Annotated in this window: 12 protein-coding genes; 3 read left to right on the top strand and 9 right to left on the bottom strand. The window is 65.9% G+C overall.

Annotated features, from left to right (window positions below; all coding sequences use genetic code 11):
* Positions 1 to 12: 12 nt before the first annotated feature.
* The 5 genes from E3O06_RS15310 to E3O06_RS15290 all read right to left on the bottom strand — a co-directional run bounded on the left by E3O06_RS15310 (position 13) and on the right by E3O06_RS15290 (position 4,583).
* Entirely contained in the window at positions 13 to 1,836 is a 1,824-nt protein-coding gene (locus tag E3O06_RS15310) for a peptidoglycan D,D-transpeptidase FtsI family protein (RefSeq protein WP_134504236.1), read from the bottom strand.
* A gap of 27 nt (positions 1,837 to 1,863) precedes the next feature.
* Complete coding sequence (gene ftsL, locus E3O06_RS15305) at positions 1,864 to 2,433, bottom strand: cell division protein FtsL (protein WP_134504235.1); 570 nt, start codon at positions 2,431 to 2,433, stop codon at positions 1,864 to 1,866.
* Positions 2,430 to 3,386 carry a 16S rRNA (cytosine(1402)-N(4))-methyltransferase RsmH gene (rsmH, locus tag E3O06_RS15300; protein ID WP_134504234.1) on the bottom strand — a complete coding sequence of 319 codons (957 nt, stop codon included), beginning with the start codon at positions 3,384 to 3,386 and terminating at the stop codon, positions 2,430 to 2,432. The genes ftsL and rsmH overlap by 4 nt, the downstream gene beginning before the upstream one ends.
* Positions 3,387 to 3,485: 99 nt before the next feature.
* On the bottom strand, positions 3,486 to 3,917 hold the full coding sequence (gene mraZ / locus E3O06_RS15295; protein WP_092110083.1) for a division/cell wall cluster transcriptional repressor MraZ: 432 nt from the start codon (positions 3,915 to 3,917) through the stop codon (positions 3,486 to 3,488).
* Between the two features lie 288 nt (positions 3,918 to 4,205).
* Positions 4,206 to 4,583, bottom strand: a complete 378-nt coding sequence (locus E3O06_RS15290) for a DUF3040 domain-containing protein (RefSeq protein ID WP_134504233.1) — start codon at positions 4,581 to 4,583, stop codon at positions 4,206 to 4,208.
* A 119-nt stretch (positions 4,584 to 4,702) separates the two neighbouring features.
* Between E3O06_RS15290 and E3O06_RS15285 the strand changes: the two genes are divergently transcribed.
* Positions 4,703 to 5,881 carry a polyprenyl synthetase family protein gene (locus E3O06_RS15285; protein WP_134504232.1) on the top strand — a complete coding sequence of 393 codons (1,179 nt, stop codon included), beginning with the start codon at positions 4,703 to 4,705 and terminating at the stop codon, positions 5,879 to 5,881.
* A gap of 49 nt (positions 5,882 to 5,930) precedes the next feature.
* On the opposite strand, the gene E3O06_RS15280 is transcribed toward E3O06_RS15285, so the two are convergent.
* Complete coding sequence (locus tag E3O06_RS15280; protein WP_369827365.1) at positions 5,931 to 6,263, bottom strand: Rv2175c family DNA-binding protein; 333 nt, start codon at positions 6,261 to 6,263, stop codon at positions 5,931 to 5,933.
* A gap of 209 nt (positions 6,264 to 6,472) precedes the next feature.
* On the opposite strand from E3O06_RS15280, the gene E3O06_RS15275 reads away from it, so the two are divergent.
* Both E3O06_RS15275 and pknB read left to right on the top strand, forming a co-directional pair.
* On the top strand, positions 6,473 to 7,801 hold the full coding sequence (locus tag E3O06_RS15275; protein ID WP_134504230.1) for a lytic transglycosylase: 1,329 nt from the start codon (positions 6,473 to 6,475) through the stop codon (positions 7,799 to 7,801).
* A 105-nt stretch (positions 7,802 to 7,906) separates the two neighbouring features.
* The gene (gene pknB / locus E3O06_RS15270) at positions 7,907 to 9,874 is read left to right on the top strand and encodes a Stk1 family PASTA domain-containing Ser/Thr kinase (RefSeq protein ID WP_134504229.1); all 1,968 of its coding nucleotides are present in this window, start codon (positions 7,907 to 7,909) and stop codon (positions 9,872 to 9,874) included.
* A 600-nt stretch (positions 9,875 to 10,474) separates the two neighbouring features.
* Here pknB and E3O06_RS15265 read toward each other — a convergent pair.
* The 3 genes from E3O06_RS15265 to E3O06_RS15255 all read right to left on the bottom strand — a co-directional run bounded on the left by E3O06_RS15265 (position 10,475) and on the right by E3O06_RS15255 (position 13,656).
* The gene (locus E3O06_RS15265; protein ID WP_134504228.1) at positions 10,475 to 11,845 is read right to left on the bottom strand and encodes a class II 3-deoxy-7-phosphoheptulonate synthase; all 1,371 of its coding nucleotides are present in this window, start codon (positions 11,843 to 11,845) and stop codon (positions 10,475 to 10,477) included.
* Positions 11,846 to 11,943: 98 nt separating this feature from the next.
* Positions 11,944 to 12,633: a lysophospholipid acyltransferase family protein gene (locus E3O06_RS15260; protein ID WP_134504227.1), complete on the bottom strand. Its 690-nt coding sequence runs from the start codon at positions 12,631 to 12,633 to the stop codon at positions 11,944 to 11,946.
* Between the two features lie 78 nt (positions 12,634 to 12,711).
* Positions 12,712 to 13,656 (bottom strand): ROK family glucokinase, encoded by a 945-nt coding sequence (locus E3O06_RS15255; protein ID WP_134504226.1) that lies wholly within the window; start codon positions 13,654 to 13,656, stop codon positions 12,712 to 12,714.
* Between the last annotated feature and the right edge of the window lie 42 nt (positions 13,657 to 13,698).

Genomic DNA, 13,698 nt, shown 5'->3' with positions numbered 1-13,698 from the left:
GAGCTCGCTTTCTTACCAGGTGGAAGGGAGGTCAGGCGCAGTCGCGCCGGAGGGAACCGCCCGGTACTTTTTCAACACCTGGCTCATGATCTCCTGGAAGACCGGAGCCGGTGCGGCAGACGTGTTCAGTTTAACAGGGTCGGCGATGCTGACCGAGACGACATACTGCGGATCGTCGGCCGGGGCGAAGCCGGACACCGAAACCAGATACCCGTTGGAGTACCCTCCCTTGCCGTCCGGCATCTGCGCGGTTCCGGTCTTGGCCGCGACGCGGTAGCCCGGAATGTTCCACTTGCTCGATACCCAGCTCTTCTGGTAAACCATCTCGAGTACGTTGCTCGTGTCGTTCGCCGCGCTCTCCGACAGCACCCGCGTTCCGGTCGCATCGGGCACGTTCGTCATCGTGCCGTCGGCCTGACGGCAGCCTTCGACCAGCTGCACCGGCATCCGCACGCCGTCGTTCGCGATGGTCTGGTAAATACTCGAGACCTGCAGGGCGGTCGTGGTCAGGCCCTGCCCGAACATGGTCGCGTAGCTGGTCTGGTTGTCCCACTCGTCGACGGGGTGCAGAATTCCGCCGTCTTCACGGGGAAATCCGGTCTCGGTGGCGGTGCCGACGCCGAAGGCCTTCATGTAGTCGTAGCGCTGCTGATCCGTGAGCATCTCCCCGAACTTGGACATACCGGTGTTGCTGGAGTCGATCAGCACACCGGTCATCGTCATGTTCTGGTCGGGGTGGGAGTGACTGTCGTTGATGTTGGCGCCGTTGGACGGCAGGTAGCGGTAGGGCGAGACGACACCGGTGTCGAGCGTGGCGACGCCGGCGTCGAGAACGGATGCCGCGGTGAGCGCTTTGAAGGTCGAGCCCGGTTCGAAGGACTGGGTGAACGCGCGCGAGCCGCGGTCCTCCGGGTTCTCGGTGCCGCCGACGTTGTTCGGGTCGACCGAGGGATAGTCGGCGACGGCGAGGAGCTTGCCGGTCTTGGCGTCCTGCACGACCGCGGTAGCCCAGGCCGCGCCGGTCTCCTGCGCCCGCGCAGCGAGGGTCTGCTGCACGAACCAGTTGAGATCGGAGTCGATGGTGGTGACGACGTCGCCGCCGTCGACCGCTGCGGTGCTCGTGACGCTACTGCCGGGGATGCGCACGCCGTCGGCACCCTTTTCGTAGGTTTCCGAGCCGTTGGTGGAGGCCAGGCAGGCGTCCTGCCCGGATTCGAGGCCGGCCTGCGGCACGCCGTCCCCAGACAGATACCCGAGCATGTTGCCGGCGACGGCCCCGTTCGGGTAGACCCGACTCGGGCTGTTCTCGGAGTACGTCCACGGAATGTGCAGCTCCTGCACGGCGCGCAGCACGCCGACGTCGACCTTTTGGGCGATGTAGGCGAAGTTGGCCTCCGCGTTGGCCTCGAGGGCGGTGGAAATGGTCAGCAAAATGGCGTCACCGGTCTGGCCGGTAACAGCGCCGATTTCGGCGGCGGCGTCAGCCACCGACACTTCGACCTTCTTGCCGTCGACGGTGCGCTTGAAGGGCGTCGCGTTCACCGGAGACATGGTGATGTTGTAGCGCATGACCGTTCCGGCCAACACGACACCGTTGGCGTCGACGATCTCACCCCGGGAGCCGTAGACGACCTGGCCGACCGAGCGGTTCCCCACGGAGTCGGCGGTGAGCGAATCGGCCTGCACCACCTGGATGTCCACGAGCCGCACCAGGAATACTCCGATCACCGCAAACAGCACAACCACGGTGAAGAAGGTGCGCCGACGGCTGGACCGGGAATTGGTCGGGTTGTTTCGGGCTCCGGCCTTTCGGGCACTGCTGTTGCGCACGCTCATCTGCCCATCATGGTCGACTCGGGGAAACTATCGGGTAGTGGGCGCCGCGAGTCCCGCAGGAACCACCGGGGCGCTCGTGATCGTCACGGCACCCTTCGTCGACGCCACGTCCTCCGGAAGCTGCGCGAGCAGGGTACTGCCGGTCAGCAGGGCATTGGGGACGAGGCTGGCCGCTCCGGCCTGCGAACCCGACGCCGAGGCCGGAGCGCCCAAGACGGCGCCATCGGAGAGGCGCAGGTAGACGGGGTTGGAATTGCTGACCATGCCGAGTCCCTCGGCGTTGGCGGCGAGGCTTTGCGGGGACGACACCCGAACCAGGTCTTCGCTCACGCTCGCGGCCGTGCGGCCGAGCTCGGACTGGCTCGACTGCAGGCTGGAAATCTCGTAAGCGCCCTGGGAGATTCCGACGCTGAGCAGCAGCTGGGCGACGATGATGGCGGCCACGCCGGCCACCGCAGTGAGAGCGTAGAAGATGCGCGGGCGGGCCCGGCGGCTCGGGGCCGGCGCGACGAGGCGAAACCCACGACGTTCCCGTGCCGGAGTGTCGAAGGCTTCACGGTCGATCCCAATTGACACGCGTGCCAGGTTGTCGCTCATGCGGCGGCCCTTCTCAGTCGAACAGCGGCGCGCAGCCGAACCGGCGTCGCGCGGGGGTTGAGTGCTTTTTCTTCGTCGGAGGCCAGTTCGGCACCGCGCAACAGCAGGGAAAAGAGCGGTTTGTGTTCGGGCAGTTCCACCGGAAGCCCGGCGGGAGCCGTGGAGCCGGATGCGGCGGCGAGGGCCCGCTTGACGATGCGGTCCTCGAGCGACTGGTACGCCATGACGACGATGCGGCCGCCGACGGCGACCCGTTCGAGGGCGGCGGGAATGGCACGTTCGAGCACGGCCAGTTCCTGGTTGACCTCGATGCGCAGCGCCTGGAACACCCGCTTGGCCGGGTGGCCGAGCCGCTGGATGGCGACCGGGGTGGCCTTGGTGATGACCTCGACGAGTTGGGCCGACCGCACGAAGGGAGTCGTCTCGCGGGCTTCGACGATGGCTTTGGCGTAGCGGGCGGAAAGTTTCTCTTCTCCGTAGTCCTGGAAGATGCGCTTGAGGTCGCGTTCGCTGTAATCGGCGAGGATGCTCTCGGCGGTCAGGCCGGCGGTGCCGTCCATGCGCATGTCGAGCGGGGCATCCTTGGAATAGGAGAAGCCTCGTTCGACGCGGTCGATCTGCAGCGAGGAGACGCCGAGGTCGAACAGCACGCCGGCGACTTCGGTGATGCCGAGGCCGTCGAGGGCCGTTCCGATGCCGTCATAGACGGTGTGCACGAGATGCACCCGGTCGCCGAAACCCTTGAGTCGTTCCTCGGCGATGGCGAGGGCCTCGGTGTCGCGGTCGAGGCCGACGAGGATGAGATCGGGAAAGCGCGACAGGATCGCTTCGGCGTGGCCGCCCATGCCGAGCGTCGCGTCGACGAGCACGGCGCCGGGCTGTTCGAGCGCGGGTGCGAGCAGCTCGACGCAGCGTTCGAGCAGTACCGGGGTGTGGATTTCGTTGCTGGCCATAATGCCGGGATAGTCCGTGAGGCCTGATTCCCCTCCATTTCGTCCTGGCACCGGGGAAGTGTGTCAGGGCAAAAACGGCTGGGAGTCAGACATCAGGGGCTAGAAGAGTCCCGGAATCACCTCCTCCGTCGTGTTGGCGTACGAGGTTTCCTGCTCGGCGAGGTATGTGGCCCACGCTTCGCTGTCCCAAATCTCGACCCGGCTGCCAGCACCGATGACGGTCAGTTCCCGGTCAAGCCCCGCATAGCTGCGCAGGTTGCCGGGGATGGTGACGCGGTTTTGTTTGTCCGGCGTTTCGGAACTGGCCCCGGACAGGAACACCCGGAGGTAGTCGCGAGCCTGCTTGCTCGTGACCGGGGCCTGGCGGATCTTGTCGTGCAGGGTTTCGAATTCGCGGGTGCTGAACACGTAGATGCAGTGTTCCTGCCCCCGCGTCATCACCACGCCGGTGGAGAGTTCGTCCCGAAACTTCGCGGGAAGAATGATGCGACCTTTTTCGTCGAGCCGGGGGGCGTAGGTGCCAAGGAACACGCGTCACCCCTTTCTTCCGGCCAGATTCAGGTGTTACTCCACTTTACTCCACCTTCAACCACCAACCTAAGATTTAGCGGCATAATTTGCAATTGACCGCTATTTGTCCCCTAATTTACTGGGGTTTACCAGTGGAGGGAAATGGAGCATATTTCCCATGACCGGATGCTTCCGGCCGGTTTTCGGGCATAAAAAAAGGGCCGATCTGATGATCGGCCCTGCGAGACAGCATTTCTCTTGAATTATGGGAGCCCGATGGAGGGGCGGGGTTTCGGACTGACGGTTGAGCTACTGACCGTCCTGCCGTCGATCCCAACGATCGTTGAGACGATCCATGAAGCCTTGGTTCGACCTGGCCTGCGCCGGGCGGCGACCGGGAGCGGACGGTCCGGAAACGGATCGAATGGACTTGCCGGGCGTCACGGCGATGAGCACACCGCCGAACATGACGATGAAACCGAGGATGCCCAGCCATAACTGCGCGATGGCGACACCCGCAATGAGGGCGACAATGCCGGCGACGGCGAGCAGTACGCCGATAGCGATGGAACGATAGTTCGGGCGAAGCCTCGACACTCCAACGCTGGAGACAAAGTCAGCATCGTTGTGATAGAGACTGCGCTCCATCTCTTCAAGGAGTCGCTGCTCCTGTTCCGAAAGCGGCATCTCATTCCCTCCAGTTACGGGATCGAGCGGGTGGGTTGACAAAATCGAGCCGGACAAGCTCGAATTGCTTATATCTGACTAGCTAATTCTAACCCCGCGGTGATGGCTAGGCTATACGGGTGCCCGAAAGCAAACGCCTGGTCGATCTGGTTCAATCTCGCATCGACGAGTACCTCATGTCCCGCGAACCAATTGTGACCCTGATCAGCCCCGATCTGGCTCCCCTGATCGACTACTCACGGCAGTTTCTCAGCGGTGGAAAGCGGTTTCGGGCCCAGTTTTGTTACTGGGGTGCCCAGAGCGTTCTACCGCCGGATTCCGGCCCGAACCGGGGCCGGCCGGCAGGGAGCGAACCGGCGGCTGTCTCGACCGACGAGGGTGGCGCATCCGCTGCCCCGGCACCCACCGCGGACGGGCTGGCAGCGGTGGTGTCGGCGGCCAGCGCGCTGGAGATTTTTCACGCTGCGGCGCTCGTGCACGACGACATCATCGACAATTCCGACACCCGACGCGGTGCGCCGAGCGCCCACAAACTGTTCGAACGTCTGCACGAGAGTGAGGGCTGGGCCGGCGATCCGGTCTCCTTCGGTCGGGCGTCGGCGATTCTGCTCGGTGATCTGCTGCTCGGCTGGAGCGATGAGCTGCTTGATGAGGGACTCTGGGAGCTTGCCGACCAGTCCGCGGCCCGGCGGGCCCGGCTGGAGTTTAATCACATGCGCACCGAGGTCACGGCCGGTCAATACCTCGATATTCTGGAGGAGCGCGCCTGGCTGGCCCAGCCGGAAGCTGAACTGCTGGACCGGGCCCTGCGGGTGATCGTCTACAAATCGGCCAAGTACAGCGTTCAGGCCCCGCTCGTGATCGGGGCAGCACTGGCCGGCGCTTCGACCGCCCAGCTCAACGCACTGCGCGCGTTCGGCCTGCCTCTCGGCATGGCCTACCAGCTGCGCGACGATCTGCTCGGCGTGTTCGGCGACTCCGCTGTGACCGGCAAACCGAGCGGTGACGACCTCACCGAGGGTAAGCGCACGGTATTGATCGCCCTAGCGCGGGAGCGGCAGGGCGACGCCGACCGCGCGTCGCTCGACGCTCAGCTCGGCGACCCCACCCTCGACGCGGGGCAGATTCGTGCGTTGCAGCAGGTCATCAGCGCCAGCGGTGCTGTCGAGCGGGTGGAAGCGCTCATTGAATCGCAGGTGGTCGAGGCCGTCGCGGCGCTAGAGTCCGCGCCGATCAGCGCTGAGGCCAGGCAAAAGCTGCTGGACCTGACCGAACGGGTCACGCGCCGGGCGTTCTGAACGGGTGCGGCGGGCTGCCTGTTCGGGCGGGAACGGTCGGTCAGGATGGTCAGGCGAGGGCCTGGGCAACCCGTCGAACTTCGGCCTTACGTCCGGCGCGGAGGGCTTCAATCGGGGGAACGCCGAGGCTGTCGTCGACCTCGAGCAGCCAGGTCATGGCCTGCATGTCGGTGAAGCCGTCGTCGGCCAGCACGAACAGGGTGCCGCGGAGTTCGGGCACCGGAGCGCCGTCACGCAGAAAGAGGGAAGGGACCGATACGACGTTGTCCCGCCGGATGGCCAGCAGGTACTTGTCGTCGATCAGGTGCCGCACGCGGCTCTGGCTCATTCCGAGCAGGTTGACAAGGGCAGGAATAGTCAGCCACTCGGGCTCTGAAGACACGTCAGTCACCCTTTTAGCTTCCCATGATTTAGGGCCGCGGCAAAACCTCCGGGCGATTTTTATCGTGATCAGTTCCTATTCATGCTGCCCGTTCAATTGACTCCCCCTTAAAATTGTGAAAACCTCGCAGTGGGGATTGCTGCACTCCACCCGATGCTGTACGAACTTGAGGTACGGATCGGCCGTGTGCGAACAATGAACGGAGCACCATGTCGACCAAGGTGAATACGAAAACGACGGATGCTGCGGCGTCCGCCGGGCGAAGTGAGACCGTTCCTGGCGACGTCGCCGCCGTTGTTGTTGGTGCTGCTGGTATTGGTACTGACGCTACGAGGCAGCGGGCGAAGAAGCCCGGCGATCTGCGTTCCCGCCCGGCGCTGCTGACCGTACCCATCGTGCTCGTCAGCACCCTCGCGATCAGCCTCAATCTGGCCGCACCCGCCCAAGCTCAGGCCCTGGCGAAGAAGCCCCTCAAATCGAAGCTCGCCGAGACGACTCCCGTTCTGTCGGTGGCCGCGGTTGCCGCCGTGCAGGTTGCGCCGGCCCAGTACGCGGTCGTGGACGGCGACACCGTGAGCGGCATTGCCGCCCGGTTCGGCCTGTCGACGGCGGCCGTGCTGGCGCTGAACGGTCTCGATTCCCGCGCCCTGATCTTTGCGGGCCAGGTTTTGACCCTGACCCAGGCGGCACCGCCGGCCGCTGCCCCGGCCGGGCCGGCGGCATCCGCTGGCAGCTATGTCGTTCAGAGCGGCGACACCATCAGCGGCATCGCGGCCGCCCACGGGCTGAAGACCACTGATGTTCTCGGAGCCAACGCGCTGGACGGAAGCAGCGTCATCTATCCGGGCCAGGTTGTTCTCCTCGCTGCGGCGCCCGCGTTGGAGGCGGCAGTATACGTGGCGCCGGTAGCCGCAGTAGCGGCCACGCACACGATCGCTTCGGGCGAGACCATCACCGCCGTGGCGAACGCCGCCGGGGTGAGCGTGCAGGCCGTGCTCGACGCCAATGGTCTGGGCTGGTCGAGCATCATCTACCCCGGGCAGGTTTTGACCCTGCCGGTGACCGCGCCACCGGCATCCGTCGTGGCGGCATCCGCACCGATCACCGCGGCCACGGCCGGTGTCGTCACCCCCATGTCGGAAGAAATGCGCCTGAACGCCCAGATCATTGTGTCGGTCGGGCGAGGCGCGGGGGTGAATGATGACGGTCTCATCGTGGCGCTGGCCGCTGCGGCCCAGGAATCTGGGCTGCGCAACGTGGACTACGGCGACCGGGATTCCCTCGGTCTGTTCCAGCAGCGCCCGAGCGCGGGCTGGGGCACTCCGGAGCAGGTAATGGACCCGGTGCGGGCCAGCCTCGCCTTCTTCGGCGGCGCGAGCAACCCGAACCCGGATGTGACCAGGGGCCTGCTCGACATCCCCGGCTGGGAGTCGATGACCGTGACCCAGGCGGCGCAGGCTGTTCAGATTTCGGCCTACCCCGACTACTACGCCAAGTGGGAAGCGTCGGCGCGGGCCTGGCTCAGCCAGATCGGCTAGTCCCGGTGCGGGCCCGACCGCGTGACCGGGCCCTGTGACCCCCGACCGGGACGGTTCCTGCGCGCCGCGCGCCGGTGCCGTCACCGAATTCCGTAGAATCAAGGAGTGAGCGTTCCCTCGACCGACCCGATGATCGGCCGTCTAATCGACGGCCGGTATCAAGTGCGCTCGCGCATCGCGCGTGGGGGCATGGCCACGGTCTACCTCGCCACCGACCTACGGCTCGAACGCCGGGTCGCGATCAAGATCATGCACGGCCATCTCGCCGACGACAACGCATTCAAGATTCGCTTCATTCAGGAAGCCCGATCGGCGGCTCGACTGGCCCACCCCAACGTTGTGAACGTGTTCGACCAGGGCCAGGACGCCGACATGGCCTACCTCGTCATGGAATACCTGCCGGGCATCACTCTGCGCGACCTGCTCAAGGATTACGGCAGGCTCACCTCGGAGCAGACCCTCGACATTCTCGAAGCCGTGCTCAGCGGCCTCGCCGCCGCTCATAAAGCCGGCATCGTGCACCGCGACGTCAAACCCGAGAACGTGCTGCTCGCCGACGACGGCCGTATCAAGATCAGCGACTTCGGCCTGGCGCGCGCGGTCAACAACAACACGGCGACCGGCCAGGCCCTGCTCGGCACCATCGCCTATCTCTCCCCCGAGCTCGTCACGCGCGGCATCGCCGATGCGCGCAGCGACATCTACGCCCTCGGCATCATGACGTTCGAAATGCTCACCGGCGAGCAGCCCTACGTGGGCGAAGCTCCCATGCAGATCGCCTACCAGCACGCCAACGACACCGTGCCGATGCCGAGCAGCAGGGTCCCCGCCATTCCGCGCGAACTCGACGAACTCGTGCTCTGGGCCACCGCGCGCGACCCCGAAGACCGTCCCCGGGACGCCAAGGTCATGCTCGACCAGCTGCACGATGTGAGCGCCCTCGTGCGCGGCGGCACTCAGGAACTGGCGCTGCAGTCCACCATGGTGCTGCCCGCGAGTATGCGCACCGGCGTCAACGCCCTGGCGGATGCCGAGACACAGGTTCTCGGCGCCAAGCTCGCTCCCACAAAACCTCCCGCCGCGACCCTGCTGGGCCTGCACCCGGTCGGCACCGGTCCGGTCGGCCCGCCCGACAGCGGCGATCTGCTGAGCAAGAAGGCGGACAAGCGCAAGCGCCGCGGGTTCTGGCTGTTCGCCCTCGTCATCCTCATCGCGGCGGCGGTCGGCGGAACCGGCTGGTATTTCGGTTCCGGCCCCGGATCCGACGTCTCCGTGCCCGACTTCGCCTCGGCCTCCCCCGAGGCCGCGTCGTCGCAGCTGACCGAGCTCGGTCTGGTCCCTGAACTCGGCGGCGCTTTCAGCGCCACCATCGCCGAGGGGCTCGTCATCGGCACCGATCCGGATGCCGGCAGCCGCGTACCGCAGGACAGCACGGTCACGATCATCGTCTCCCAGGGACTGCAGCCCATCACCCTGCCTACCCTGGCTGGTTTATCGCAGGAGGCGGCATCCGCTGCCATCACCGATCTGAAAGCCGTGGTCGGCAGTATCGACCCCGTCTTCAACGGCGATGTGCCGGACGGCTCGGTCGTGTCGGCCAACAAGGAATCCGATGGCGCCGACGTCTCAGCCGGGGGCGCCTACTTCGAGGGCCTGACCGTGAACCTCGTCGTATCGCTCGGAGCCATACCGAATGTGGATGGCAAGACCGTTGCGGAGGCCACCGACATTCTGGTCGGCAAGAACCTGCTCGTGGTCTCGGGTGAACAGACCTACAGCGATACGGTCGCGGAGGGCGACGTCATCACCGCGCAGGTGCCCGAGGGCACCATTCGGGAGGGCGCCACGCTGACCCTCGTCATCTCCCGCGGCCCCGAGCCGGTCACAGTGCCAGATGTGGTGGGCAAGTCGTGGGGCGAGGCAAAAGGAATCCTCGAAGCCGCCGACCTCAAGCTCGAATACAACATCTTCGCGGATGCCGCTCCAGGGTTGTTCACGGTGACGAAAGTCACTCCCGGGGCCGGGGAATCGGTTCCGAAGGGCTCAACTGTGAAGATCAACTTCTCCGCCTAGCTCGGCTTGACCTGACCCGACGAGCCGCCGCAATGAACCGGGAATAGAGCACAGAGCGTCCTTTCTCGCCCTGGCCCACCTTATGAAAGCGGGCCCATGATTGATCGTGGGCCCGCTTTCCGGGCCCGGGCCCGAAAAGCACACGTGGCGGGCTAGCCCCAGGGCGAAAGGCAGCCAAGTACGCGGCCGTCTGGCCCGGACCTGAGAGAGACTCTGGACTCCCTGTCGGGAGTACGGGTGGTCGCAGGGTCCGCGGCCCGGCCTCCTCTCGCTGACCCGTGACTTTTGGTTGCCGAGAGGTGAGTTTCAGACCCCTTTTAGGCGTTGAAACATTCAAAACTCACACCTCGACGCGTGATGCGCTCCAGGGGTAGCGGCGGCGGCGGGTTGTTCGCGGACTCCCAGAAAGGCCCGAATGTCTGAGCGGGGAGCGGATGACCCGTCAACGACGCGGCCGCATTGGGAACGCACCGCGCAAAACGCACCGCGCGGAACGGACCAACCACGGCATCCGCTCATCGGGCCCACCTTACGCAAGCGGGCCCACGATTGATCATGGGCCCGCTTTCCGGGCCCGGGCCCGGTTGAAGAGAAGCAGCGCTAGCGGGCGGCCAGCTCCTCGGCCACCAGGAAGGCGAGCTCGAGGGACTGCATGTGATTCAGCCGCGGGTCGCAGAGCGACTCGTAGCGGGTCGCCAGGGCGGCCTCATCGATGTGTTCCGAACCACCGAGGCACTCGGTGACGTCGTCGCCGGTGAGCTCGACGTGAATTCCACCCGGATGCGTTCCCACGGCGCGGTGCGCCTCGAAGAAGCCCTTGACCTCGTCGACGACATCGTCGAAACGACGGGTCTTGTAGCCGGTCGGCGTGGTGACGCCGTTGCCGTGCATCGGGTCGGTGACCCACAGCGGCGTCGCCTCGCTGGCTTTGATGGCCTCGAGCAGCGGCGGCAGGGCGTCGCGCACCTTGCCGGCGCCCATGCGGGTGATGAAGGTCAGGCGGCCCGGTTCGCGATTCGGGTCGAGCTTGTCGACCAGGCGCAGCATGTCGTCGGCCGAGGTGGTCGGGCCGAGTTTGACGCCGATCGGGTTCCGCACCCGCGACAGGAAGTCCACGTGGGCGCCGCCCTGGTCGCGGGTGCGTTCCCCGATCCAGATGAAGTGGGCCGAGGTGTTGTACGGCGTTCCGGTGCGCGAATCGATGCGCGTCATCGGGCGTTCGTAGTCCATCAGCAGGCCTTCATGGCTGGTGTAGAACTCGGTGCGGCGCATGGCCTCGAAGTCGGCACCGCAGGCGATCATGAACTTGATGGCCCGGTCGATGTCCCTGGCCAGGCCTTCGTAGCGCTGGTTGGCCGGGTTGGCAGCGAAGCCCTGGTTCCAGCTGTGCACCTGGCGCAGGTCGGCGAAGCCACCCTGCGTGAACGCACGAATCAGATTGAGGGTCGAAGCGGAGGTGTGGTACGCCTTGACCAGCCGGTCCGGGTCGGCCTCGCGCGACTCCGGGGTGAACGGGTAGCCGTTGACGATGTCGCCACGGTAGGCGGGAAGGGTGACGTCGCCGCGCGTCTCAAAGTCGCTCGAGCGCGGCTTGGCGAACTGGCCGGCCATGCGCCCCATCTTGATCACGGGCATCGACGCACCGTAGGTGAGCACGACGGCCATCTGCAGCACGGTCTTCACGCGGTTGCGGATCTGATCGGCGGTTGCACCACTGAAGGTCTCGGCGCAGTCGCCGCCCTGCAGCAGAAAGCCCTGCCCGCCAGCGGCCTGGGCGAGCCGGTCGCGCAGAATATCGACCTCACCAGCGAAGACCAGCGGCGGCTGGGTCGCCAGCTCAGCGGATGCCGCAGCCACCTTGGCCGCGTCGGGCCAGGTGGGCTGCTGCTTGATCGGCAGGGTGCGCCAGTGGTCCAGACCCGTGATGACAGAGGCTTCTGCGGCAACGATGGGCTCGGTGGGGTCTACCACGGGATGATTCCTGTTTTCTCTGTTGGACCGGCAACGTGTATCGGCCCGAAATGGATGAGGTGCGCCGCGCTGAACGCGCAGACAGCACTTCTTTCAGCCTAGCGCGAAAGGCTGGCTCGCTTTTCTTTCACCGAGGAGGCGTAGACGTCGACGTATTCCTGGGTGCTCAGTCGCTGCAACTCGTACATGAGTTCGTCGGTGACGCTGCGCAGCACGAAGCGGTCGCCTTCCATGCCCTCGAACCGGGTGAAGTCGAGTGGTTTGCCGATGACAATGCCGATGCGCCGCACCTGCGGAATCCGCGTGCCCGTGGGCATGGCCTTCTCGGTGTCGATCATGGCCACCGGAATGACCGTCACACCCGATTCCAGCACCATGCGCGCCACGCCGGTGCGGCCGCGGTACAGCCGGGCGTCCGGGCTGCGGGTGCCCTCGGGATAGATTCCGAGAATGCGGCCTTCACCGAGCACGCGCAGGCCCGTGTTGAGGGAATCCTCCGAGGCTTTGCCGCCCGACCGGTCGATGGGCAGCTGCCCGGCCGCGGTGAGAAACTGCCGCGTGGCCCAGCCTTTCAGGCCCTTCCCGGTGAAATAGTCGCTCTTGGCGAGAAAAGCCACCCGACGCGGCACGACGAGCGGCAGGAAGACCGAGTCGATGAACGACAGGTGGTTGCTGGCCAAAATGACCGGGCCGGTCTTGGGGATATTCTCCAGGCCGATGATCCACGGTCGAAACAGCGTGAGCAAAAGCGGGCCGATGACGATGTTCTTCATGAACCAATAGAACATTCGCACTCCTTTATCCGACTACGAAAGCATAGTCCGCCCGCCGCAGCAGAGCGGATGCCGCGCGCGGCCCCCGCCCGCTCAGCGCACTGCGTGCAGCCGGGCCAGGTCGGCCGCGCCGACGACCCCCGCGTCGTTGACGAGCTGGGCGATCGCGAATTCCGCTTCCGGATGGTAGCCGCGGGCCGGCAGGTATTCGAGGTAGGCCGCCCGAATCGGTTCGAGCAACAGGTCGCCGGCGGCGGCCACCCCCCCGCCGAACACGAACACCTGCGGGTCGAGCACCGCGCCGAGGCTCGAGCAGGCCTGCCCGAGGGCGCCGCCCAGCTGGCGCAGCGCCGCGAGGGCGCCGCCATCGCCGTCCTCGATCAGCCGTCCGACATCCTTCCCGGTGAGTTTTCCGCGCCGCTCGCGGGCGCCGGCCAGGCCGAGGCCGATGCCGCCGGCATCCGCGAATTCGTTGGCGATGCGCAGCAACGCCCGACCGGAGCCGTACTGTTCCAGGCAGCCGTGAGCGCCGCAGCCGCACGGCAGCCCGTCGGGCACCACGCGCAGGTGGCCCAGCTCGGCACCGGCGCCGAAGCCGCCGCGAAACAGGGCGTTGTTGGTCACGATCGCCCCGCCGACGCCGGTGCCGATCGTGAGGGTGACCATGTCGGTGTACGGGCGACCGGCGCCGAACCGGAATTCGGCCCAGCCGGCAGCATTCGCGTCGTTTTCGATGATGATGGGCAGGTCGATCCTGGCCTCGAGTTTGTCCCGGAATGGCTCGTTACGCCAGCTGATGTTCGGAGCGTAGTACACGGTCGACTGAGCCGAGTCGATGAAGCCGGCAGCGGCGACCCCGGCCGCCACGACGTCTTCGCCCTCGGACAGGTCCATAATCATGGCCACGACGGTGTCTTCGATCTCGCCCGGGTTTCCGGGCGTGGTCGGCTGGCGATCAGAACGGATGATGGTGCCCGCCTCGTCGACGAGCGCACCGGCAATCTTGGTGCCCCCGATATCGATACCTATGGCGTGCACGGTGGCACCTTTCGTTCGGGGTGAGCGGATAGTGGGCTGAGA

The organism is Cryobacterium glaciale (genome assembly GCF_004402535.1).
GTDB lineage: Bacteria > Actinomycetota > Actinomycetes > Actinomycetales > Microbacteriaceae > Cryobacterium > Cryobacterium glaciale.
This window is presented reverse-complemented; position numbering and strand designations above follow the sequence as displayed.